We start from the raw sequence: 22,965 nt of genomic DNA, 5'->3' as shown, positions 1-22,965 counted from the left end.
TAATCTCCCCTAAAAAGGGGAGACAGAGAGGGGTGTTAAATGAGCTATGAATTTAATCATATATTCATCGAGGTTTCAAAATTCCGATTGAACATCCCCCTCAATCCCCCTTTGATAAGAGGGACTTTCCTAATCAATTTTCATAAACACACAAAAAATTAAATGAGCAACAAATCAAAAAAAATCACCGGCAAGGCTTTTGTCCTTGGCAAGAATATTGACACCGACCAGATTATTCCGGCCGCGCACCTTGTGTACAGTCTTGAGGATCCTGAGGAGCGAAAACTATATGGTAAATATGCGCTTTCCGGTGTACCAGATGAGGAATCAGGATTGCCACAGGGAAACATTCCGCTCACAAGAGAAGAAGAAACAGAGAGTGAGTTCAATATCATTGTTGGCGGACCAAACTTCGGTTGCGGGTCATCCCGTGAACACGCCCCCGCGTGCCTTGAAATTGCCGGTGTAAAAGCGATCATCGCCCCAACGTTTGCACGTATATTTTACCGGAATTCCGTGGATGGCGGATTTCTGGTACCTTACGAAAGCCTCGAAGACCTCAGCCAGAAAGTTCACACACATGACGAGCTGGAAATTGACCAGGAAAAGCAGGTCGTAAAAAACATTACTCAAAATGAAGAGTATAAAATTCGTCCCCTTGGCAGCGTCGCCGATATTGTTGAAGCAGGCGGTATATTTGCCTACGCCCGCCAGACCGGCATGATGGAAGCGGCAGGCAGCTGATATTTGGATTAACATCCATTTAAAAGACCGATACTCTCCCCTAAAAAGGGGAGATACAGAGGGGTGTTTTCAGTACTACGTGACAACCAAAAAGTTTTTAAATTGATTAGTACACCTGATGAACATCCCCCTCATTCCGCCTTTGGTAAGGGGGACTTTAATTTCACATTTTTGGAATAATTAATTGACTAATTCATGACAAAGAAAACAATCGCACTTCTACCCGGAGATGGAATTGGTCCGGAAGTAACATCAGTAGCTACATCTATTCTAAAAGCAGCCTGTGGAGCCTACGACGTTGAAGTTGAAACCGAAGAATTCCTGTTTGGGGGATGCAGCTATGACGAGCATGGAGAGCCGGTAACCGAAGAAACCCTTGATGCATGCCTGAACTCAGACGCTGTTCTTCTTGGTGCTGTTGGGGGCCCTAAATGGGATGACCTACTCAGTGAACATCGGCCGGAAGCTGCACTTCTAAAATTGAGAAAAACGCTGGGAACCTACACGAACCTCCGCCCTATCAAAATATATTCAGCGTTAATGGGAGCCTCTTCTTTAAAACCGGAGATCCTGGAAGGAACCGATATTCTCATTGTCCGTGAACTAACTGGTGGCATATATTTCGGTAAACCCCGTCACACAAAAGAGGTGGATGGTGACGTTGTTGCAACTGACGCCATGGTCTATTCAAAATCAGAGATTGAACGTGTGGCACGAAAAGCGTTTGAAGCAGCTAAAAAACGCAATGGGCGTGTTTGTTCTGTTGACAAATCAAATATTCTGGATACGTCCCGCCTCTGGCGAAAAACAGTATCAGAATTGTCATCAGACTATCCGGATATTGAACTCACACATATGCTAGTGGATAATTGCGCCATGCAGCTGGTCCGCAATCCAAAACAGTTTGATGTTATTCTCACCGGTAATATGTTCGGTGATATTTTAAGCGATGAGGCGTCGATGCTTACCGGTTCCATTGGCATGCTCCCGTCAGCAAGTATCGGCGATAAAACCGGATTGTATGAGCCCGTCCATGGCTCAGCCCCCGACATAGCCGGACAGAATAAAGCTAACCCTTTGGCCGCCATTGCATCAGCCGCGATGCTCTGCCGCTATTCACTGGATCTTTCCAACGCCGCCAAAAATATTGAAACGGCTATCGATGAAGTTCTGGCCGCAGGCTATCGATCGGGTGATATTTATAGTGGATCTGATGATGAAACCCTCCTTTCCACAGAGCTGATGGGTGAACAGGTGTTGAAGAGTTTGCTGAAACCAGAGAGCGTTGCGGAATAGTGACGTCTTAGATTGTGCTTAGAGCTAAGCTCTTTTGACATCAGAATAAATGGATATACAGAGTAATAAAGTCCCTGCTGGAGATACAGGGACTTTTTTTCGACATCATTTAATCAGTGTCATCTTTCGTGTCCGTGTTTCGGAACGGGTTTCGAGCCTGTACATGTAGGTTCCGCTGGTAAGGTTTGATGCATCAAATCTGAATGAATAGCGGCCTGCAAGCAGATTTTCATTTACAATCACACCAACGCTGCGTCCGAGCATATCATAAACGGTGAGTCTAACCTCTCCTGCTTCCGAAATACCAATTTCTATCTCGGTCGATGGATTAAACGGATTGGGGTAGTTTTGCGAAAGTTCGAGTGATTGTGGAATGCCATCAGAAACGTCTGTTATAGATGTAGCCTCCATGGTTGTAAATTGGCGGGTCTCCGACCAGTTACTTATGCCAACCTCATTTACGGCTCTGACTCTCCAAAAGTAGGTGGTTAGCCCATTCAAATCTCCGGTTTGAAACGTAGTGCCCGGTATATCTGATGCATTTTCCACAAGATTACTAAAACCAATATTCTCTGATAGTTCCAGAATAAAGGTTTCTGCTCCATCTGCAGCAGACCACTCGAGAGACGCTGATAGTTCAATATCGGTTGCGTTTTGTTCAGGAGAAATTAAAACCGGAGCGTCAGGTATCGTCATAGGCTCTTCTTGCGTAGTAAACGACCAGGCATCTGACCATTCTCCTTCGCCGGCTTCATTTACCGCTCTCACTCGCCAGAAATGCTCAGTTTCGTACGCCAGCAGATCAAGTTCTTCATTGGTATCAGACAGATCGGTCAAATCAGTAACTATCGTGGAAAAGTCAGTGCCATCAGTTACCTGCAGGCGATAAGACTCTGCACCTTCTACAGACTCCCAACTGAGTAACGGAGATGCATCAACATCCTGCGCACCGTCCGAAGGTGACGATAGCGTCACTTTTTCCGGAACAGTGATAGGTTCATCCATGGTGGTAAAAGTCCAAACATCAGACCACTCGCCTGCTCCTCCATCATTAAATGCTCTAACGCGCCAGAAATACTGCGTTGAAAAGTCATAATTACGTATGATTCTCTCAGTCGACCTTAACTCGGTAAAATCATTTTCTAGTTCAGAAAAATCCTCAAACTTAGATATCTGAAGCGTATATGTTTCAGCATTGGCAATCGATTCCCAGGTATACACGGGACTGGTTGTAACATCTACTGATCCATCCTCAGGGGTTAGAAGCGTTACTTTTGCCGGCGGTTCTGTGGGTTCCTGCTCTGTCGTGAATGACCATACATCCGACCATGGTCCAAACCCTGATTCATTTTCGGCTCGTACCCGCCAAAAATGCACATTCTCAAAGTCCAGCTGACCTATTTCAATCTGTGTGTTTGTTTGACCGGTCAGATCTGTGACGGTTGTCGAAAAGTCAGGGGAGGTCGAGACTTGAAGGCTGTATGTCTCAGCTCCATTGGCATCATCCCAGCTCATGAGAGGCATGACCGAAACATCCTGCGCATCATCCTCGGGCGATATAAGAACTACCACTGACGGCGGGCTTAGTTCAGTGGTAAATGACCAGACATCAGACCAATCTCCGATACCAGCCTCATTTTCAGCACGAACTCTCCAGAAATATGTCGTTTCCTGAGCAAGTTCATCTACTTCCAACTGTGTTGATGTCAGATCTGAAAGGTCCGTAAATGTCATTGAAAAATCTGATGATGCTGAGACCTGCAGGCTATACGAATCAGCATCATCAACCGCCTGCCAGCTTAGCAAAGGTATTACATCAACATCCTGTGCTTCATCCTCCGGAGACACCAGCGTAACTTTTGCCGGTGGGTTCGTCGCTCCTCCCTCCGTTGTAAATGACCACACCTCAGACCAATCGCCTGAACCAACTTCGTTGACAGCCCTCACCCGCCAGTAATACTGAGTTCCTGTTGATAATTCACCCACTTCAAATTGTGCAAATGTAATACCGGAAAAATCTGTCTCTAATGTGGAGAAATCTGATAGTTCTGACACCTGGAGCGTGTATGATTCAGCTGTTTCTGCAGAATCCCAGCTCAGGATCGGGAACAGAGCTATATCGGTGGCACCTTCAGCCGGAGAGACAAGCGTTACCTGAGCCGGCGGATCTGTAATTTCTACCTCTGTGGTGAATGACCTCGTTTCTGACCAATCACCTGGCCCTGCTTCATTGACAGCCCGGGCTCGCCAGTAATGCACAGTTTCATAAGCAAGTTCTCCTACACTTGCCTGAGTCGTGGTTAGTCCGGTAAAATCTTCAACCGTTGTAGAAAAATCAGATTGTGTTGAAACCTGAACATCATAAGTGTCTGCGTTGGAAACGGACTGCCAGCTCAGGCCTGGATTAACTGAAATATCCGTTGTACCATCCTGAGGCGATGACAGCGTCACGATTCCAGGTGGTAAAATTAGCTCAACTACTTCTGATATCTCTGAAAATTCAGAACTGTTTCCATCTGCGCTGGTTGCAACGGATGTGACATCTTCCCCCAAACTAAGCGTGTTTAATCCGCTTATTGGAATTGTGACCTCTTTCACCGTGCCGGCATCAGACGCTTCATATGAATCAGATCCCAGGTAAGTAATACCCTGGCGGTTTCCCTGGTTTTTGAAGAATTCAACCTCAATGGGGTAGTCTGACTCAGATATATCTGACGAAATTGAATACTCAATTGTAAGTTCATCACTATTTAAATTATACAATGAACTGACAATTACCGGGTAATTTTGCAGTTGATTGGGGCCCGTATCGGCATCTCCATCATCATTTGCCGTCGTGCCATCGTCACCCAGATCGATACCCGTTCCTCCATTGTTAAAGATGCTATTTCCTGATATTCGGTTTTGAAGCGAGTTGTCGGTAACAGAGATCCCATTACCATTAACTCGAGCTCCGTTTCCTGATATCACATTTCCTGCACCGTTGCCTCCCTCGTCGAGGCCGATGATATTTCCTGACGATCCGGAACTGATCAGGATCCCGTGGGATGAATTTGTAAACTCCTCAGCATAATCTCCATTTGCATCAGATCCAATGTAGTTGCCGCTTATTGTATTGTTGTTTGATCCGGATGAAAGCGTGATACCGGTAGCCCTGATAAACACTCCATCAAAGACCCCTCCATTACCAGAAATAATATTTCTGTCAGCTTCAAGTTCTCCTCCAATTGTGTTATTTGATGATCCCACAACATCGATCCCTGTGCCTGCATTACCAATTACTGAACTGCCAGTAGGATCAGTTCCGATCATGTTGCCAGTTACCGTAATATTTTCAGCTCCAACGTCACCATTCACATTATTATCTATTCTAATAGCCTGATTTTCATGTCCTGATATCGTATTTCCGGTGATGGTGTGTCCTGAGCCACTATTGACCCTTAGCCCAAGACTCTGACCTGCTATAGCATCGTCGCCATCAGAGTTTAAGCCAATATAATTTCCCTCCACTACTATATTTGAAGCTTGTGCAAGATTTATACCTGTGTTTCTGTTGCCTGAAATTATATTCCTGCTTTCAGCACCTGTCCCGCCAATGACACCACCGCTTCCGCGATTTTCAATACCAAAAACATTCGGGATTGCATCCATACCCGTGTAATCCGTCCCGATATAATTCCCGCTAATTACATTGTCCTCACCATTTAAGATTAATATACCCGTCGTGCTATTTCCGCTAATCACATTGCCACCGGAAGCTGACCCGTTTGTTCCGATAATATTCGAACTGTTATCAGCCCAGAAAAAGACTCCAATATTGTTTGGAACAGGAGCCGTACCCGTAGCATCAACTCCGATATAGTTTCCCTGTACGGTGTTATTGCTCACCTGGAGTTCCGGATTTCCCTGAAAGTATACTCCATACTGACCATTTCCGGATATTACATTTCCTTCTCCTGTATTCTCACCACCAACCTGGTTATCAGTTGACCCAACCAGCAACAGCACACCGCCGCTCCCATTGGGTAATGCAACCGATCCGGTAACGTCAGTTCCTATATAGTTACCTGTAATTATATTACCTGTAGACACTTCAACAGTGTTACTTGATGAAGTGCCGGCTGTGAGAAAGATTCCTGCTCCGCCTTCTTGCCTTCCATTAACTGTTTCAAGGTAAGCTCCTGAAATGATATTTCTCTCAAGGGGCGTCGTCCCTCCTATTATATTGTCATGGCTGCCCCCTATCCGAATATTAAATTTGTTGCCGAGTGCCTGAGTCCCATCGGTTGTTGTGCCTATATAATTTCCTTCAACTGTATTGAGGCCACTTCCTGGTTCGAAATCGATTCCTACTCTATTTGCAGAAATCACGTTTCGTCTCGAAATCGAAGTTCCGCCAATTTGGTGATTTACTGAGTTTACGACACTAATACCTACTCCATTTGGCCCTTCATTACCATCCGGGTCAACTCCGATGAAGCATCCCTCAATGGTTACAGCATCGCCGATTATTCGAATCCCAGAATTTTCAAAATTGATGATCGATATGGAACCGACGTCGCTGCCACCTGCACTGCCGGTGAACACGAGCCCGGCCCCATCTTCAATCTGGCTTCCATCAATTACGATGGCTGGTGTGCCAAGTGTGTAGTCAGGCTCTGACATGCCATCAATATTAATTGGAGCGGAAAATGATGCGTATTCTGTCTGCGGCTGGATGATATGAGGACCACTGCCTGGAATATCGAACTCAATCTCGCTCGCATCAGGATTTGCATTCGCCTGATCAATGGCCCATCGTAATGAACCGGTACCTGAATCATCGGTATTTGTGACGGTAATCTGACCGTATGACAGCGATGTTATCAGCGAAAGCGTAAGGATGAGTATACTCTGAATTATAGGCTTAAGTCTGCGTGATAGATTAGAAACATTGTCTATAAATAGCTCTCTCATGGGGCTGGTTTGATTTTGAATTGAGGTTTGATGTAGTGATAATTTTTCTGAAAATTGAAATCCCCGAAAAGGCTCAATCACTTAGTAATGCGTCATTCAAATTAAAACTATGTCAAACCATTTTTATCACCTGGCATGAACAGTATTCAAGAAATACAGAAGATGGACGCAAGTTGCACTATTCAGAGATGATAAGAATGGCTTAATAAAGGTTATTGGGGAAAAGCAGATTCAGGCTGCTGATCATCTAAGAGAGCGCCTGTGGAGTTTCTATTTTTGGTATCAGCAGAACTGATTAGACCCTCATCCGACAATTTAGCGTCATCAGATGAGTTTTTAAGGGGCATATTCCCGTCGATAGGTCGGCGTCTTCAAATCAAAAGCTCGCAGTCAATACTCAGACCAGACTCTGCCAGCAGCTCTCTTCGTTCGCGGTCTTGCAGGTCCTATCTGGAGCAATACTTCTCAGTTCTATACCATGATTTACTTATAGCTCGCATAATTCACCGGATGAAGCGAATTCATCCGATGAAAAATCACTACGGTGCACCGATGCTGACAGAAGTCCGGCAGCCGCCGGAAATGCTCGGGTCTGAATAAGCAACTGATTAAGGCGCCGGGTACACGTAATTTGCTTCAAAACTCAGCGGTATTCCGATCCACCAATAAATAAGAAGGAAAATAGTCCATGTAATCGAAAAGATAATGGAATAGGGAATCATCATGGAAATAAGAGTTCCGATACCGGTCTTCTTCACATATCGCTGGCAGAACACCACCACAAGCGGGAAGTACGGCAGCAGTGGAGTGATAATGTTTGATACGGAGTCGCCCACTCGGTAAGCAGCTTGAGTAAGATCCGGTGAGATGCCCAACTGCATCAGCATAGGAACAAAGATTGGAGCGATCAGAGCCCATTTGGCGGATGCAGATCCAACCAGAAGGTTTACGATCATACTCAAAAATATAATACCAACAATCGTGACAGAGCCGGGAAGCGCCAGCGCTTCAAGGACATTGGCGCCCTTTAAAGCCACCATCAAACCAATATTTGATTTCCCGAATGCATCAATAAACAACGCGCAGAAAAAAGCCATCACGACGTAGTAGCCCATGCTCTGCATCGACTTGGTCATGTTATCGATCATATCTTTCGAGCTATTGTACTTACCTGAGGCGTAGCCATACACCACGCCTGGAATCAACAGAAGAATAAAAATCAGAGGCACGATGGCCTGCATCAGAGGCGCATTGAAGGAAAAAAGGGAGCTAACTTCGGGGTTGTCCCAAGTAGGATCACGGAGTGCTGAACCTTCCGGCCAGGCCCACAAAAACAGACCAATAATACCGAGAATCATTGCGCCAAACCCGAGCCAAAACGCCCGGCTTTCTCTGCCGGACACAGTCTCGAGCTGTGGCATTTCATCTTCATCTCCGTCAACTTCAATTCCTTCCAGCCTCGGCTCTACAATTTTATCTGTGATGAACCAACCGACCGAAACGATCAGAATGCTCGAAAGGCCTGTAAAGTAGATATTGTTCAGCGGATTGAGTTCAATTGTGGGATCCAGTATCCTGGCTGCCTCCAGCGTGAAACTCATCAGTAGCGGGTCGATGGCTGACGGTATAAAATTTGCTGAAAAACCACCGCTCACGCCTGCAAATGCAGCGGCAATACCGGCCAGCGGATGTCGGCCGGCCGCATAAAATATCACGCCTCCAAGAGGAATCACCAGTACGTACCCGGCGTCTGCTGCAGTGTGACTGACGATCGCAATCAGGATCAGCATTGGGGTTAATAAAGATTTTGGTGTAAATCCGAGAAGTTTCTTCAGGCCCGCATCAATCCAGCCTGAATGTTCCGCAACACCAACACCGAGCATAGCTACAAGCACAATACCAAGCGGGGCAAACAGCACAAACGTGTTCACCATATTAGCCAGGAAACTTGCAAGATTCTCTCCTGTGAGAAGGTTATTGATAACAAGCTCATCACCAGTTCGCGGGTGAACCGCATCAAAATCGAACGGGGAAAGAAATGCAGACAGTACCCATACAATAACCAGCAGAAGGAAAAAAAGCATGGCTGGGTCAGGCAGCTTATTACCGGCCTTTTCGATTCCGTTTAGAAATTTATCAAACAGCGTTCCCTGACCTTCAGAAGAGGGCGTTTTCTTTTGGGACTGATCATTGGGTTTTGCCACGAGTATCCGTCAGTTTTTATTCAGAGGTTCAAAATCGATTGCTTGAAAATAAGAGATTCAGACAATGAATCAACGTTTTAGGCGATTAATTTGCCGTACTATCTTTTTCTTCTTCAATGTCGCGGTCTTTCAGTACCGGGTTATCGGTCTGATCATCCTCAGGTTCCTTAACCATATACCATGCGCCGGCGGAGAAGGCCACCGTAACTGCACAAATGATAATTAAGATGGTTTTATTTTCCACTGATTCCACGATGTCTCCCACAGCAAAACTCGATACCAGCTGGGGCAAAACCACAGAAAGGTTAAACAGCCCCATATATAGCCCCATCTTGTTCTGCTGAATTTTCTGGGACATGATGGCAAACGGCAGGCTAATCACCGACGCCCATCCTATACCAACAATTGCCATCAAGCCGTATACAACATAAGGTGAACTGCCTATAAAAACGATAGCAAGGTAACCTGCTGCCATTATAATCAATGACGTGGCGTGGGTTTTCACGCGTCCAAACTTATTGGCAAGAGGTTCAAGTGCAAGCACAGGAATGATAGCTGCTACAAGATTCAGAGAGAAGAAGCTCCAGTTTACGACCGTGCCTATATCCTCATTTTCCATGCCGGGCATCCTGAAATCAACAAAAGCGAAGAAATAGATAAACATGCTCTGGACCCCAATCCAGGAGAATGAATGGGCAGCAAGTACTTTTTGAAATCCAATTTTACCCGCTTCTTCTTTACTTTTTCCCTCTTCTGATTTTAACAATGCCTGCACAATCAGAAGGATTGAGAGCCCGAGGGCAAAAATTTCAAAATAGTAGCCCGGAACTTCAAAGCCGCTAAGGCGGCGTATGATGGCATAAATCCCGTAAATCAAGAATCCCCAGAGCGGTCGAATGCCTTTTATGATCTCTGCCAGGGACGCATCATTGACGCTGCCCGGAATGTCACTTTCTTTTTCTTCTTTGTCGATGTCAGCTTCGTTCTCGCCGTAACGCCCCAGGTACTTTGGCTCTTTGATGAAAAACGGCGGAATCACGGAGAAGAGAAATACAAGAAAAACCCCAAAATAGATCAGCTCAATATTTCCGACGGTGGCGCCTATAAAGTATGATAGCACACCGAACGTCCCCGAAATGGTCTGCATCCAGGTAAAGCCTTTCGTTCTCTCCCTTCCTTCTGGAGTCACATCAGCAATAATAGAGCGCGTGGGATTGAAGGAGACGTTAATGGAAAGATCCAAAATCATGGATATGACAATGGCGATACCGAGAATGGCTTCGAGACCCAGACTTGCCTGGATTACGCCAAGGTTCGGAAGTGCAAGCAGCATCAATGAAGCAAGTGTTCCGCCAATGACGATAAAGACGCGGCGGCGGCCATTCCAAACCCAAACGTTATCACTAATAATCCCGATAATAACCTGCCCCAGGATACCGGCAATGGGGCCGGTTGCCCAGACCAGCCCGATATCAGAAATCTCCAGACCATATTGATAGGTAAGCAGCCAGCTGAGCGCTGCAATCTGAACCGACAGGGCAAATCCCATGGCGGTAGCCGGCAAAGCAAGGAGGGCATAAAACGTGTTAGATAACTTATTTTGAATATAGAGCATGCATCAATCTAATTCTGTGAAGTATCGAGCAGTGCCAACGATACTAAATGGTAATGGGAAATGGAAGTGAATCAGTTTTTAGTTTTGAATTATAAGATTTGAGCTGATAAATGTTTTAGATAATTGAATAAAATGCTCACAAATATCTCCACCAACCCACAACTTTTTTGGCAGAAATATAAAAGGTTATCTCTTCATCTGCATTCAGATTGATGCCAAGATGAATGAAATCTAAATTCTTGCAAATTTGCCAAATATCAAAATCCTGCCTTCAGAGATCTAAAAGAACACTCATAACTGATTGTAGCTCAATTAACTACAACAATTGATTATGAATTATTGATCTTTCCCCAACTATTTTTCCCAAAAAATTCTGTAAGGAATTCACTCAAATTGACTCATAAGTAAAAGGGTATTACTAAAATTTGGGAGAATACTACTAAAAATTAACAGAGCAGGTTTACGGGGAAACATAAAAATGAAACAAGAACTATTTCCGAAAGAGATTATAGATAATTCACAAGAAAGTAACTTTTCAAAACATACGGTACAATCAAAACTGATTTACTCATCCGTTGTACTTTCAGTTATTGGTGTGATCTGTGCACTTCCTTTCATAAAAGTTGATGTGGGAATACGCGGTCAGGGAATGCTAAGGCCAGTTAATGAAGTCATGAAAATCGTTTCCCCGGTTTCAGCAAATATTGTATCGATGACCGTTGGTGAAAACAGCTACATCAAAAAAGGAGACGTTATTGCCATTCTTGATGATGCAGATATCAGGGACAGGCTCCGCTTTATTCAATCCCGGAAGGAGCTACTGGATACATATATCTCCGATATCAATCTTTTAAAATCAAATGTAGTAAGACTTTTTGAGTTTACACCTGACTTAAAAACAGAACGATACAAACGAGCTGCCCTTGAATTCAGGCAGCAGTTGCTGAATTATCGCGAGACTATCGATCAGAAGAAAAGATCGTTCGAGAGGGAAACACATCTTCATGAACAAGGTGCCACAAGCCTATTAGTATTGGAAGAAAGTCAATATTTGCTTCAGCAGGAAGAGAATAAATTCAAGCTTTTCCTGGAACAACAACAAAATACGTGGAGTCTTGATGGAGCTGCGTTTCAGACCGAGGTAGAAGAGTTGCTATCTGAGCAGTCTCAGCTAAAGAATAAGAAAAAAATGTATGAGGTATTTTCACCGGCCTCAGGGACACTTCAAAATTTGAACAGTTTATCTGCTAACAGCTTCATTTATACGAACCAGGTTATTGCTGAATTATCTCCTGACACAACCATCGTAGCGGAAGTTTACATACCCCCAAATGATATTGGCCTGCTTAGTGAAAATATGGACGTAAGACTTCAGGTTGACGCATTTGACCACAATCAATGGGGTACTGCATCCGGAAAGATTAAAAGCATTTCATCCGACATGATATTGGTTGAAAACAGCCCCCTTTTTAAAGTGCGCTGTTCGATCGACCAGTCATTTCTGGAGCTATCCAATGGTTTCAAAGGACAACTAAAGAAAGGAATGACTATCCAGGCCCGATTTATTATCAGCCGCCGGAGCCTGTTTCAGCTTCTTTATAATAATATGGATGACTGGCTTAATCCGTCCTGGTCAACTTCCGAAGATCAAATGACATCATCAAATACCTAACCATCCGTCACTATGAACAAGAGAAAAATCGGAGTAAAACAGCACGATATCACCGACTGTGGTGCCGCTTGTCTTGCATCAGTCGCTTCCCATTTTGGACTTGAAATGCCTATCTCAAGAATCCGGCAGTACGCATCTACTGATAAAAAGGGGACTAATATCCTTGGAATGATAGAAGCGGCCGAGACTCTCGGGTTTACTGCTAAAGGTGTGAAAGGTGAATTCGAGAGCCTGTTTGAAATACCGACTCCCACCATTGCCCATGTGGTCGTAAAAGGGACACTACACCATTTCGTAGTGATCTACAAAGCGACAGATAAATTCATTGAAGTGATGGACCCGATGGATGGAAAACTCCACAAGCTGGCGCACGCAGATTTTGAAAAACAGTGGACCGGTGTGTTGGTATTGATTATGCCCGATGAATCATTCACTGCCCGCAACGAAAAAGTATCTATTATAAGCCGGCTGTGGTTTTTGCTCAAACCTCACCGAACAGTCCTTCTTCAGGCTACAATCGGCGCGGCAGTATTTACAATTATTGGTCTCTCAACTGCCATTTATGTTCAAATCATTGTTGATCATGTTTTAATAGATGGAAATCGGAACCTCCTAAATCTGCTTGGTGTGGGCATGATCGCCCTGGTGCTGCTCCAAATTTTTATTGGCGTTGCCAAAACCGTGTTCACGCTGAAAACCGGCCAGCTAATCGATGCCCGTCTCATTCTTGGGTATTACAAACATCTATTGAAGCTACCTCAACGTTTTTTTGATACAATGCGGGTAGGCGAAATTATCTCAAGAATAAATGATGCTGTTAAAATAAGGGCATTTATAAACGACGTCGCTATTAATATTGTCGTTAATATTTTTATAGTGCTCTTCTCTTTCGGGCTGATGTTTACCTACTACTGGAAACTTGGGCTTGTGATGCTGGCGATTATTCCAGTCTATTCACTGATCTACCTGATTACCAATCAACTGAACAAAAAGACCCAGAGGGAGTTAATGGAAAACGCTGCTGATCTGGAATCACAGCTCGTTGAGTCTCTCAATTCTGTTTCGACTATTAAACAGTTTGGGTTAGAAAACTTTGCGAATATAAAAACAGAAACCCGGTTTGTGCGACTGCTTAAAACGGTTTATCGATCCGGTTTAAATTCTGTGTTTTCAGGAAATGCATCACAGTTTTCTTCAAGGATCTTTACAATTATTCTTTTATGGGTAGGCGCTACATACGTTCTTGCGGGCGATATCACGCCGGGGGAGCTCCTCTCCTTCTACGCCGTTATCGGGTATTTCACCGGCCCGGTGAGTGAGCTGGTGGGTATGAACAGGGTCATTCAGGATGCATTGATTGCAGCTGATCGGCTGTTTGAAATTATGGACCTTGAAAAAGAGGAGCAGGGTCAAAAAGTAGAGCTGACAAAAGACTTTGTTGGAGACATAAAATTCCAGAATGTCAATTTCAGATACGGTTCAAGGGTTGATGTATTTAAAGAACTGAAACTGGTTATTCCCCATGGAAAAGTAACGGCGTTTGTGGGTGAAAGCGGGTCCGGAAAAACCACGCTCGTGAACATTCTCCAGAAAATGTACCCGATTGATTCCGGGCAGGTTACCATCGGTGATTTAAACATCGCTCATATCGATATGCAAAGCCTGAGACAAATCATCTCTGTTGTCCCCCAGAAGATTGACCTCTTTGCCGGAAACGTCATTGATAATATTGCAGTCGGCAGGTTTGATCCGGATCTGGAGAAAATCATCACCATATGTAAGAAACTTGGAATACTCTCATTTATTGAAGAATTGCCAAATGGGTTTGAGACCTACCTTGGCGAGAATGGTGCGTCACTGTCAGGCGGACAAAAACAGCGGATTGCGATAGCAAGAGCGCTCTATAAAGATCCGGAAATACTCATCCTTGACGAGGCCACATCATCACTTGACTCAGCCTCAGAGCAATACGTACAGCAAACAATCAATTACCTGCGTGAACGAGACAAAACCGTCATCTTGATTGCACACAGGCTTAGTACGGTCTTCAAAGCGGATAAGATCTGCGTATTGGAGAAAGGCGTGCTTGTTGAGGAGGGCTCACACAGAGAGCTTTTGACGCAGGGAAAGCACTATTTGAAGCTATGGCACAACCAGTTCCCGTTTTTGAATGGGGATTTGAAAGAGAGCATCATGGAAATCTAAACTCAAAGAGCAAACTAATGGCACTTTATAATTACATCAACAGAATTGAACGCATGGACACCTTAATTCGCCGCAAATCTACCGGCCCCCCAAAAGAGCTGGCGCAAAAGCTGAATATTTCTGAACGATGGCTCTACATTTTCCTGGACGAGCTCAGAACAGAACTCGACTGCCCTATTCGATATGACAGGCGAAGGCGAAGCTATATCTACGAAATCCCCGGCCGTGTAACCATTGGATTTAAGTCAGAAATTGAAACTGAAGAGATGAAAAAAGTATCCGGCGGCAAAAATTCCAGGAATTATTTTTCACTGTATTTATAGGTGCAGTGAGGTGGGGTATTATATAAGTGCAATCAAAAAAGATTGGCTGTATAGTTAATTTCTAATTTAAAAATCAAATATTATGGAAAATCTTAAAGAATTAAATAGTAAAGAGTTAATTGATGTTGATGGTGGTGTCCCAGTATTACTCGCTTGGGCAGGATATACTGCTGCTGCTGCAATAGTGGGTTATTTTACCGTTGAAGTAGTTGACGGTGTGGTTACTGGAGTTTCTTCTTCAGAATGTGGCTGTTCTTAAAAATTAAACATTTAAAACTAAAAATTATATATTTATGAGACATTTAAAACAAGATGAACTTCGACAAATATCAGCAGGCGGACCGATTTCAGATTGGGTATGCGAAAAGACAAAAGATTTTATTTATTGGTATAAGGCAAGACCTACGAATAAAGTTCTTGAAGAATTAGAGGGTTATACAGATGGTTCATATTCCGCGTGAAACTAATTGAAGATTAATTACTAATCTAAACCAAGAATCTTTTTTAAAAAGATTCTTGGGATATTATAAATTGTAGAAAATAAAATATGATCAGTTTCTCTCCACCTAAAAAACCTTTTCTATTTTATGTAATACTGTTTACAGTATCTATAATTATTTTCAGGATAATTAATCATATCATTCCAAAATTTTACGAATTTCAAAACAATTCGTTAACTGAATTTTTATTTCAAATAATAATATTTATTTCTATAGTTTTTCTTTCGTCCCTGCTATTGGAAAAGTTTTCTATCTTTAGAGAAAATTCAAAATCGTATAAATAACTTTGAAGTTTATCAAACATTCATAAAGCCAAGAATGTTTTCTTGTCTTTCTTTTTACCCTCTAGGTTTAAGGGCGTCAAATTTGGATTCGACGATCAGCATGGCATTCCATTTGTCCATATCAAAGAACCAATCAGTGTTCCCGGTTTCAGGATCGGAGCCATTATGCCACTGATAATATTAGGTCTTATCCCAATCGGTTTTGGTATGACTTATGGTATAATCAGTCTCACAGCGTTTGGAGTTTTATTTACAATCAGCGCGAGCGGAGATCTCCTGCTCATTGCAAGGACAAAAGGTATACCGGCAGACAAGAAATTGAAAGATATGCCTGATAGGATCGGGTTTGAGATTGTAGAACAAACCCAGCTTACACTTTCTCATCATAAGAAATGAGCAAAGAATTACCGCATTTGAAAGAAAGAGCATATGATAATTTCTCATGGGATTAAACATTGTCATCAAACCCCAAACACCCGATGCGTCTCACTCACCACGTCAAGCCACCCAGGTTTGGGCAGGGATTCATTACTACCGATCACCAGGTACGACGGCTTTTTCATGCGGGGTTTTAAATTGTCCAGGAATTCTGCCTGGCGCTCTTCGGTAAAATAGGTAAACACCAGGTTCCTGCAGAGGATCAGGTCAAAGGTTTGGTCAGGCAGTGAATCCTGGATATCGCGCTTTTCGAAGTCAACGAACTTCTTTAATCTCTCCTCAATTTGGTAATCGTCTTCGTGCTTATCATCGAGTGTCCTGAAGTAAGTGCTGATCTCATCATCCGTCAGCTCTTTTAACGCCCCCGCCGGGTAGCAGCCTTTCCTTGCACGACTCAGAACCTGTTCATTTCGATCTGTGGCAAGGATGTTAATATCGTTTGAGGTTATATTTCTATCCGTCTTTTCTGCCAGCTGTTTACAGATGATTGCCAGGCTGTATGCTTCCTCCCCATTGCAGCAGCCAACGGACCAGATCGATGCAGGTTCATCATTAAGAATCCCGGGTAGAGCTTCATCACGCAGATAGTCCCACACCTTCCGGTCGCGAAAAAATTTACTGATGGTGACATCGCAAAGCTGATCGAGCGTATCCCACTCTTCCGGGTGATTGTCCAGATACCTTTTGTATTCATCAAATCCGCCTGCCAATCCAAGGTCCTGTATCCTGTCCCGAATGCGGCTGAGCACCTGATTTCGCGGCTTCCGAAAACCGTCCCACCGGTAACCCATTTTCGGAAGTGCCCACTGGAGGAACGATGCACCTTTTTTTGAACTCATCAATCATTCAATTTGGTTAAGTAATTCACAAACACAAATGACCCCTTCAGCAGTCAAGATTTATGAATATTTTAGATACTTCATGGATCTCCTTCCGGAACAAATTCCACCCGTGCTGTTGTTATGGTACATCGAAAACAAGAGAACTCACTTAAATTACCTAACACTATGAACAAGCAAGATGCAGAACTTACCGAGTAAAAATGTGAACCCTGTAGCGGCGATATTCCTCCTCTGAAGGGAGAGGAACTTCAGGATTATTACAATCGGCTGGACGAAGGTTGGGACCTGGTGGATAATCATCATCTCACGAAAAGTTATGATTTTGAAAATTTTAAACAGGCGCTGGACTTTACCGTCAAGATTGGTGAAATGTCGGAAGAGGAAGGGCATCATCCCGAAATCGTGCTCACCTGGGGCAACGTAGATGTTACAGTCTATACACATGCCATTGACGGGCTCAGCGACAACGATTTTATCTGGGCCGCCAAAGCGGATAAACTGTATAAATGATCTCTATTTCAAGATCCGTGAAGTCCATTGCAGACGTTGCGGATTTTTACTTTACTCACCCTTAGCCAGTTTTTGAACCGATTCTTTCACCCCATCTACTACCTGCGCCATTTTTCTATAATTAAGTGTACCGGCGGTGTCAGTCGGTGAATGATAATTTGGATTCCGGTACATGGCTGTATCTGTGATCATCACCGCAGGAAACCCATGCCGCCAGTAGTTCAAATGATCAGAAAAAGCAATTCCCGGTACCAGCTTAGGTGCATTGATTGATTCCACCGGCAGCGAAGCCACACCCTTCATTGCTTTCTTCACCTTCCGCACGAGTCCTTTCTGAAACATCTTGCCTACCACCGCAATGTAATTTCCAACCGATGGATAAAACGGCCGAAGCAGTGACAGCGGGTAGGACTGACTTCCTTCATCATCCGAAAAATAGCCAATCATTTCGAGAGCAATCATTGCTTTAACGTTCACAGCTTCATCCTTAAGTGATTTTGCATGGATATAGCTTCCCATCTTTTTGGTATAAAAATAGGGCGGCTCTTCAAGAGGATAAGAAACCAATTCAACCTGTATCGGCAGTTCTTCATCAGACAACAGCCTCGCAAGTTCCAGCAATCCCGCAACACCACTGGCATTGTCATCGGCGCCGGGATACGGGCCGGCAACATCATAATGTGCGCCCACCACAATTCTATCATCCGTTTCAGGTCCAAAAAAGGCTCGCACGTTTCGAACAGTCATACCATCTGCTGAATAAGGCTGGTTCTCAACTCTATCCGTAAAACTCTTCAGTCGTTCTTCTATATAATCCGCCACTTTCTTCAAATTCTCAGGATGGGCAGCATCTCTGGGTACAAGCTTCTCAGAAAGTTCTTTCACATACTCTTGTAATTTTTGATAATCACTACTCATCTCTTCTGTCTGTTCTTAAATACAAACTAATATTACAGTACACCTTTATAGAATAAACGAAATAATTATCATTAAAAATTCATCCTGTCCGGGCTCATTCTGGCCCTTTGTATGAAACTTCAAAAGATGAGCCCGGTCATTCGCTATCTTACATAAAGCGGCTTATTAGCGGGGAGATATAAAGGATGAACTATCAAAATGATGGCGTGGGGAGGGTTAATTATTTTCACTCTCTCTCAAAGTAGATACAAAGGAATATTCTATCTTTTTAAGGAAACTTTTCAAATTCAAGAAATTAGGCGAACTCAGGGTTAAGGGACATTTCATTTGAGAAAACGGAGTCATCAACGCACCTGGTTACTTCTGTCTCATACTTCCATCAGCTCGTCCCAGCGGGTGGTATAGCGGGAACTCAAATGCTCCTGTTTCATACGCCAGCTTTGATTTTCTCCCACCCCGGCGCCAGCAACTCCCATGGTCTGCTTACCATATCGGGCATTAACGGCGTCCATCGATTCCATCAGTTTATGCATCCTTGAACTATAGCCGGTTTCGGTGAACAGGTTCGCCTGGATTTCATTTTCGGGCACAATTCCTGTCAGCATTACCCAGGCCTTCTTATACGTCTTTGATGGATCAAATAGTCGGTTGACTGCCATCTTTGATACACTTGAAAATACAGTTGTGTCCGCCGTGGCATTTGGCAGACTCACGGATAGTCCAAACTTATACTGGCTGCCTTCATTTGCATATTTACTGGTTACCAGGGTAACCGTTATCGTACTCGCAACTGATTGCTGCGCTCTTAACTTTTCTGCCGCCCGGCTTGCAAATAGGGTCACCGCCTCATTTAAATCTTCCCGGTTCCGAACTGGCTGGCCAAATGAACGGGAGCTCAATATTCCTTTTCTTGGCTCAACGGTCTGCTCTACCGTTAAGCAAGGTTTTCCTCTCAGTTCCCAAACTGTCCGTAAACCTGTAACCTTCATCGTCTGCCTGATCCAGGAATCGGGAAGCAGGCTCAAATCAAATGCAGACTGTATACCGTGTTTCTCAAGCGTTTTGGTATAATTTCGTCCAATTCCCCAGACATTGCCTACCGGTACATGCCTCAACACCTTTTCGGTTTTCTCAGGCTGGTCGAGTACGAGAACACCATTGAGTGACTTGTATTTTTTCGCCGTTTCATTCGCAAGTTTAGCGAGTGTTTTTGTTGATGCAATTCCTACTGAAACTGGTATTCCTGTCCATTTAAGCACCCTCTTACGGATATATTGGCCGTAGGCTTCCAGAGAGTCCATATAACTGCTTGAAAGTTCAGCAAAGGCCTCATCAATGCTGTAGACTTCGAGATTTGGCGTACAAGTTTGAAGTGTTTCCATCACCCGCCGACTCATATCTCCATATAGTGCATAGTTGGATGAGCGCACCGCAACATTATACTTTCTGATGAGCGGCCTGATTTTAAATTCAGGTATTCCCATTGGAATTTCGAGCTCTTTGGCTTCGGCTGAACGGGCGATGACGCATCCGTCATTATTGGACAAAATGGTGACGGGCCGATTCTGCAGCGCAGGATCAAATACCCTCTCACACGATGCGTAAAAGTTGTTACAATCAATGAGTGCGTAATACATCTTCACATCTAATCAGCATCATTTGAGAGCAAAATATTGGTCGTTTACAGGCACGAGTGCACAACATGGGAAATAACGCCCCATAAAATATCCTGGGCCTCTCCGTTTTGATCTAAATGATGAAAACTGTTATCACCAAATTGCAGCGACCAGTGTCTTCCTTTATTCCAGAGCCTGCAAACGCGCTGTTCGCCATCAATAATCGCTACTACAAGTGAGTGATGCTTATACGCCAGTGAACGATCCACAATCAGAAGATCGCCATCTTTGAAACCGAGCTCTTCATCCTCATTTCCCCTAACCCTGCAAAAAAATGTAGCTGCCTCATTGCGAACAAGATGATCATGGAGATTGAGCCTGTCTTCTAAATGATCTGTCGCAGGTGATGGAAATCCCGTCTCCATTGATTGCCTCTTTCTCAGTGACTGGGTTTTCGCTTTTTCGGGAATCATTTGATGGTGTAACATATACTTGGGGTTTGTTTATATGTAAAATATATGTGTATATAGTCATCGCCGCAATATTAATTTGATGATTTTTTGCCAAAGCTTATATCTAACAATCTCATTTAATACCGAGAACAGATTACTATACAGTTCATACCCTTCAAATCAATGCTCTCTTCACTTGTGATGCTTACTCTAACTTACTGGCCCGAAACAGTATAAACGGCATTTTAATTGCTCCGAGAGCTTCAGGTTTATTTCCTGACATGGAAATAGACTGTTGCGAAGTAAGTTTTTTATAAATATTGTCTATAGACTCAAATTCGAATCTTAAATTATGAATAAAAGTGTTTCCCGCTGATGAGGTTGTGATGAAACTGTTGATCAAAATATACTATCCGGTAATTTTTTGCCACAACGGCATAAAGTCACGGAGATGCACGAGTTTTGAGATATCACGAATCTCTTGTACTGTTAATTCGTTATTTTTTTAACAGCCTTATATAAAGGATTTCCTGGGGATGTGTTAGATTGTAAAAAATATCGATAGGCACCCCGTTAGCGAAGGTAAATGGAGTAATATCTTCGCCAGTCAGCGGAAAATTTTGTTTGAATAATTGAGAAAGATGATGAATCGAACTGGGGTTACAATTACTTTAGAGTTTTTTGCCTGATGATCAGTTGTCAGATCCATAACCAATAAGATTGTCCTATATGTCAATTATGCTTATTTCAAGAACACGCAATATGGAACCCTACCGGGATGCGCTGATGGATCTCGACAGCAATCTCGATGTTGAAATTTGGCCCGATATCAAATCTCGTAAACGAGTGTCGTTTGCCGTAGCGTGGAAACAGCCAAAAAATCAGTTTTCTCAGTATCCAAATCTTAAGGTTGTTTCATCCCTTGGAGCTGGCGCCGATCATCTGCTTAAAGATGACTCAATACCGCAGCATGTTGCACTTACCCGTGTAGTTGCCCCCACATTATCCGACCAGATGTGTGATTTTGTGACGCTTTCGGTCCTGGCCATTTTGCGCCACATTCACGACTACAATAAGCAACAGGTGTGGGCCGATTGGAAACCCCGCGTACATTACAAAAAAGAAGATGTAATGGTTGGCGTGATGGGGCTCGGCAACATCGGTAAGAAAGTGGCTGTTCGCCTGGCCGAGAACGGTTTTAATGTGTCCGGGTGGTCGAATTCTAAAAAATCGATTCCAAATGTGGTCACCTATTCAAAAGAACAGCTCGACCCATTCCTTGCAGCCACTAATATCCTGGTTTGTTTGCTGCCTCTCACCAAAGAAACAACCGATATATTAAGCCTGTCTTTATTTAAAAAGCTCAGCAGCCCCGGCTTTCTCATTAATGTTGCCCGTGGCGAGCATCTGGTTGAGGAAGATCTAATTTATGCCCTGGACATGGGACTACTAAATCACGCCGCACTTGATGTCTTTCAAAAAGAACCCCTCCCGGAGTCACATCCGTTTTGGGGCCGGGATGCCATCACTATCACGCCCCATATTGCCTCTGTGACGGAACCGGAGGAAGTTGCAGATTTAATTCTGGAAAATTACAAGCGGATGCTTTCAAGTATGGAGCTGTTAAATCGGGTTGATCGCTACAAGGGTTATTAATCCTGTTTTTCCGCATGTGTTTTTGATGAGGCATACTAACAGGTGTTATTCTCTATGAAAAAATTACCGATTATTCTCATACTAATATTATCAGGGTGTGCAGGTCCGGTTCCATCTCTATACCCCGATGATGAAAACAAACGGCCGATTCCAGTCTATATCATCAGCCATGGCTGGCACGTAGGAATTGCTATTGAATCTGAGTACATCAAACCGCAACTGCCAAATCATGATAGACTACCAAATACTTCTCATCTGATGTTCGGCTGGGGAGACAAACGCTACTATACGGACAGCGAAGCAGGATTCTGGCTCATGATTCGTGCTGCTTTTATCCCGACTGCCAGCGTGCTTCATGTTGTGGGCATAGATCGTCCGGTTGATCGATATTTTCCGTCCAGTACTGTCATAAGAGTTATGGTAACAGAACCGGGTGCAGAAAAGCTGGCTGAGTACATATCAAACCAATTCCAGCGGGTTGATGGAGAGGCACAGGTTTTTGCCGATGGATTATATCCTAACAGCATATTTTTTGAGGCAACAGGAAGATATTATTTTCCAAACACCTCCAACAAATGGACAGCCCGTGCTATTCGCAAAACAGGGTTTCCTATTACACCTTTTTATGCCGTTACATCTGGAAATGTGATTCGGCAGGCAAAAAAGCATGGCCAGGTTATTCAGCAAAGATAGATGTGCTGAAAGCCTGTAAATTAACTGCTTAATCTGATCAG

General features: G+C 43.7%; 18 protein-coding genes. 11 read left to right on the top strand and 7 right to left on the bottom strand.

Annotation, left to right across the window (positions count from 1 at the left end; translation table 11 throughout):
• The first annotated feature begins 162 nt into the window (after window positions 1–162).
• Both AABW11_RS13195 and leuB read left to right on the top strand, forming a co-directional pair.
• Window positions 163–744 carry a 3-isopropylmalate dehydratase gene (locus tag AABW11_RS13195; protein ID WP_340105582.1) on the top strand — a complete coding sequence of 194 codons (582 nt, stop codon included), beginning with the start codon at window positions 163–165 and terminating at the stop codon, window positions 742–744.
• 195 nt (window positions 745–939) lie between these two features.
• Window positions 940–2,040 carry a 3-isopropylmalate dehydrogenase gene (leuB, locus tag AABW11_RS13190; protein ID WP_340105581.1) on the top strand — a complete coding sequence of 367 codons (1,101 nt, stop codon included), beginning with the start codon at window positions 940–942 and terminating at the stop codon, window positions 2,038–2,040.
• A gap of 105 nt (window positions 2,041–2,145) precedes the next feature.
• Here leuB and AABW11_RS13185 read toward each other — a convergent pair whose 3' ends face one another.
• The 3 genes from AABW11_RS13185 to AABW11_RS13175 all read right to left on the bottom strand — a co-directional run bounded on the left by AABW11_RS13185 (window position 2,146) and on the right by AABW11_RS13175 (window position 10,815).
• Window positions 2,146–6,996, bottom strand: coding sequence for a T9SS type A sorting domain-containing protein (locus AABW11_RS13185; RefSeq protein ID WP_340105580.1), 4,851 nt, complete (start codon window positions 6,994–6,996; stop codon window positions 2,146–2,148).
• Window positions 6,997–7,604: 608 nt separating this feature from the next.
• Entirely contained in the window at window positions 7,605–9,200 is a 1,596-nt protein-coding gene (locus tag AABW11_RS13180) for an AbgT family transporter (protein WP_340105579.1), read from the bottom strand.
• A gap of 85 nt (window positions 9,201–9,285) precedes the next feature.
• On the bottom strand, window positions 9,286–10,815 hold the full coding sequence (locus AABW11_RS13175; RefSeq protein ID WP_340105578.1) for an MFS transporter: 1,530 nt from the start codon (window positions 10,813–10,815) through the stop codon (window positions 9,286–9,288).
• A gap of 478 nt (window positions 10,816–11,293) precedes the next feature.
• On the opposite strand from AABW11_RS13175, the gene AABW11_RS13170 reads away from it, so the two are divergent.
• From AABW11_RS13170 to AABW11_RS13145, 6 genes are all read left to right on the top strand, one after another.
• A complete protein-coding gene (locus AABW11_RS13170) occupies window positions 11,294–12,487 on the top strand; it encodes an HlyD family secretion protein (RefSeq protein ID WP_340105577.1) in 1,194 nt (397 codons plus the stop codon).
• Between the two features lie 12 nt (window positions 12,488–12,499).
• Window positions 12,500–14,692 (top strand): peptidase domain-containing ABC transporter, encoded by a 2,193-nt coding sequence (locus AABW11_RS13165; RefSeq protein WP_340105576.1) that lies wholly within the window; start codon window positions 12,500–12,502, stop codon window positions 14,690–14,692.
• A 17-nt stretch (window positions 14,693–14,709) separates the two neighbouring features.
• Window positions 14,710–15,015 carry a hypothetical protein gene (locus AABW11_RS13160; protein WP_340105575.1) on the top strand — a complete coding sequence of 102 codons (306 nt, stop codon included), beginning with the start codon at window positions 14,710–14,712 and terminating at the stop codon, window positions 15,013–15,015.
• 82 nt (window positions 15,016–15,097) lie between these two features.
• On the top strand, window positions 15,098–15,274 hold the full coding sequence (locus AABW11_RS13155) for a hypothetical protein (RefSeq protein WP_340105574.1): 177 nt from the start codon (window positions 15,098–15,100) through the stop codon (window positions 15,272–15,274).
• Window positions 15,275–15,308: 34 nt separating this feature from the next.
• Window positions 15,309–15,476, top strand: a complete 168-nt coding sequence (locus tag AABW11_RS13150) for a hypothetical protein (protein WP_340105573.1) — start codon at window positions 15,309–15,311, stop codon at window positions 15,474–15,476.
• A gap of 365 nt (window positions 15,477–15,841) precedes the next feature.
• Window positions 15,842–16,195: a metalloprotease family protein gene (locus tag AABW11_RS13145; RefSeq protein WP_340105572.1), complete on the top strand. Its 354-nt coding sequence runs from the start codon at window positions 15,842–15,844 to the stop codon at window positions 16,193–16,195.
• A gap of 65 nt (window positions 16,196–16,260) precedes the next feature.
• On the opposite strand, the gene AABW11_RS13140 is transcribed toward AABW11_RS13145, so the two are convergent.
• On the bottom strand, window positions 16,261–17,076 hold the full coding sequence (locus AABW11_RS13140) for a CheR family methyltransferase (RefSeq protein WP_340105571.1): 816 nt from the start codon (window positions 17,074–17,076) through the stop codon (window positions 16,261–16,263).
• A gap of 225 nt (window positions 17,077–17,301) precedes the next feature.
• On the opposite strand from AABW11_RS13140, the gene AABW11_RS13135 reads away from it, so the two are divergent.
• Window positions 17,302–17,589 (top strand): 4a-hydroxytetrahydrobiopterin dehydratase, encoded by a 288-nt coding sequence (locus AABW11_RS13135; RefSeq protein WP_340105594.1) that lies wholly within the window; start codon window positions 17,302–17,304, stop codon window positions 17,587–17,589.
• Window positions 17,590–17,640: 51 nt separating this feature from the next.
• Here AABW11_RS13135 and AABW11_RS13130 read toward each other — a convergent pair whose 3' ends face one another.
• The 3 genes from AABW11_RS13130 to AABW11_RS13120 form a co-directional block, all read right to left on the bottom strand.
• The gene (locus tag AABW11_RS13130) at window positions 17,641–18,507 is read right to left on the bottom strand and encodes a M28 family peptidase (RefSeq protein WP_340105570.1); all 867 of its coding nucleotides are present in this window, start codon (window positions 18,505–18,507) and stop codon (window positions 17,641–17,643) included.
• A gap of 368 nt (window positions 18,508–18,875) precedes the next feature.
• Window positions 18,876–20,144, bottom strand: a complete 1,269-nt coding sequence (locus tag AABW11_RS13125) for a Y-family DNA polymerase (RefSeq protein ID WP_340105569.1) — start codon at window positions 20,142–20,144, stop codon at window positions 18,876–18,878.
• A 44-nt stretch (window positions 20,145–20,188) separates the two neighbouring features.
• Window positions 20,189–20,611, bottom strand: a complete 423-nt coding sequence (locus tag AABW11_RS13120) for a LexA family protein (RefSeq protein WP_340105568.1) — start codon at window positions 20,609–20,611, stop codon at window positions 20,189–20,191.
• A gap of 693 nt (window positions 20,612–21,304) precedes the next feature.
• Here AABW11_RS13120 and AABW11_RS13115 point away from each other — a divergent pair.
• Window positions 21,305–22,231 (top strand): 2-hydroxyacid dehydrogenase, encoded by a 927-nt coding sequence (locus AABW11_RS13115; protein WP_340105567.1) that lies wholly within the window; start codon window positions 21,305–21,307, stop codon window positions 22,229–22,231.
• A 54-nt stretch (window positions 22,232–22,285) separates the two neighbouring features.
• On the top strand, window positions 22,286–22,924 hold the full coding sequence (locus AABW11_RS13110) for a DUF2459 domain-containing protein (protein WP_340105566.1): 639 nt from the start codon (window positions 22,286–22,288) through the stop codon (window positions 22,922–22,924).
• Window positions 22,925–22,965 lie beyond the last annotated feature (41 nt).

Origin of the sequence: Rhodohalobacter sp. 8-1, assembly GCF_038150125.1 — a bacterium.
Classification (GTDB): domain Bacteria; phylum Bacteroidota; class Rhodothermia; order Balneolales; family Balneolaceae; genus SW132.
Note: the sequence above shows the minus strand (reverse complement) of the source record. Positions and strands in the feature narration are given on the sequence as shown.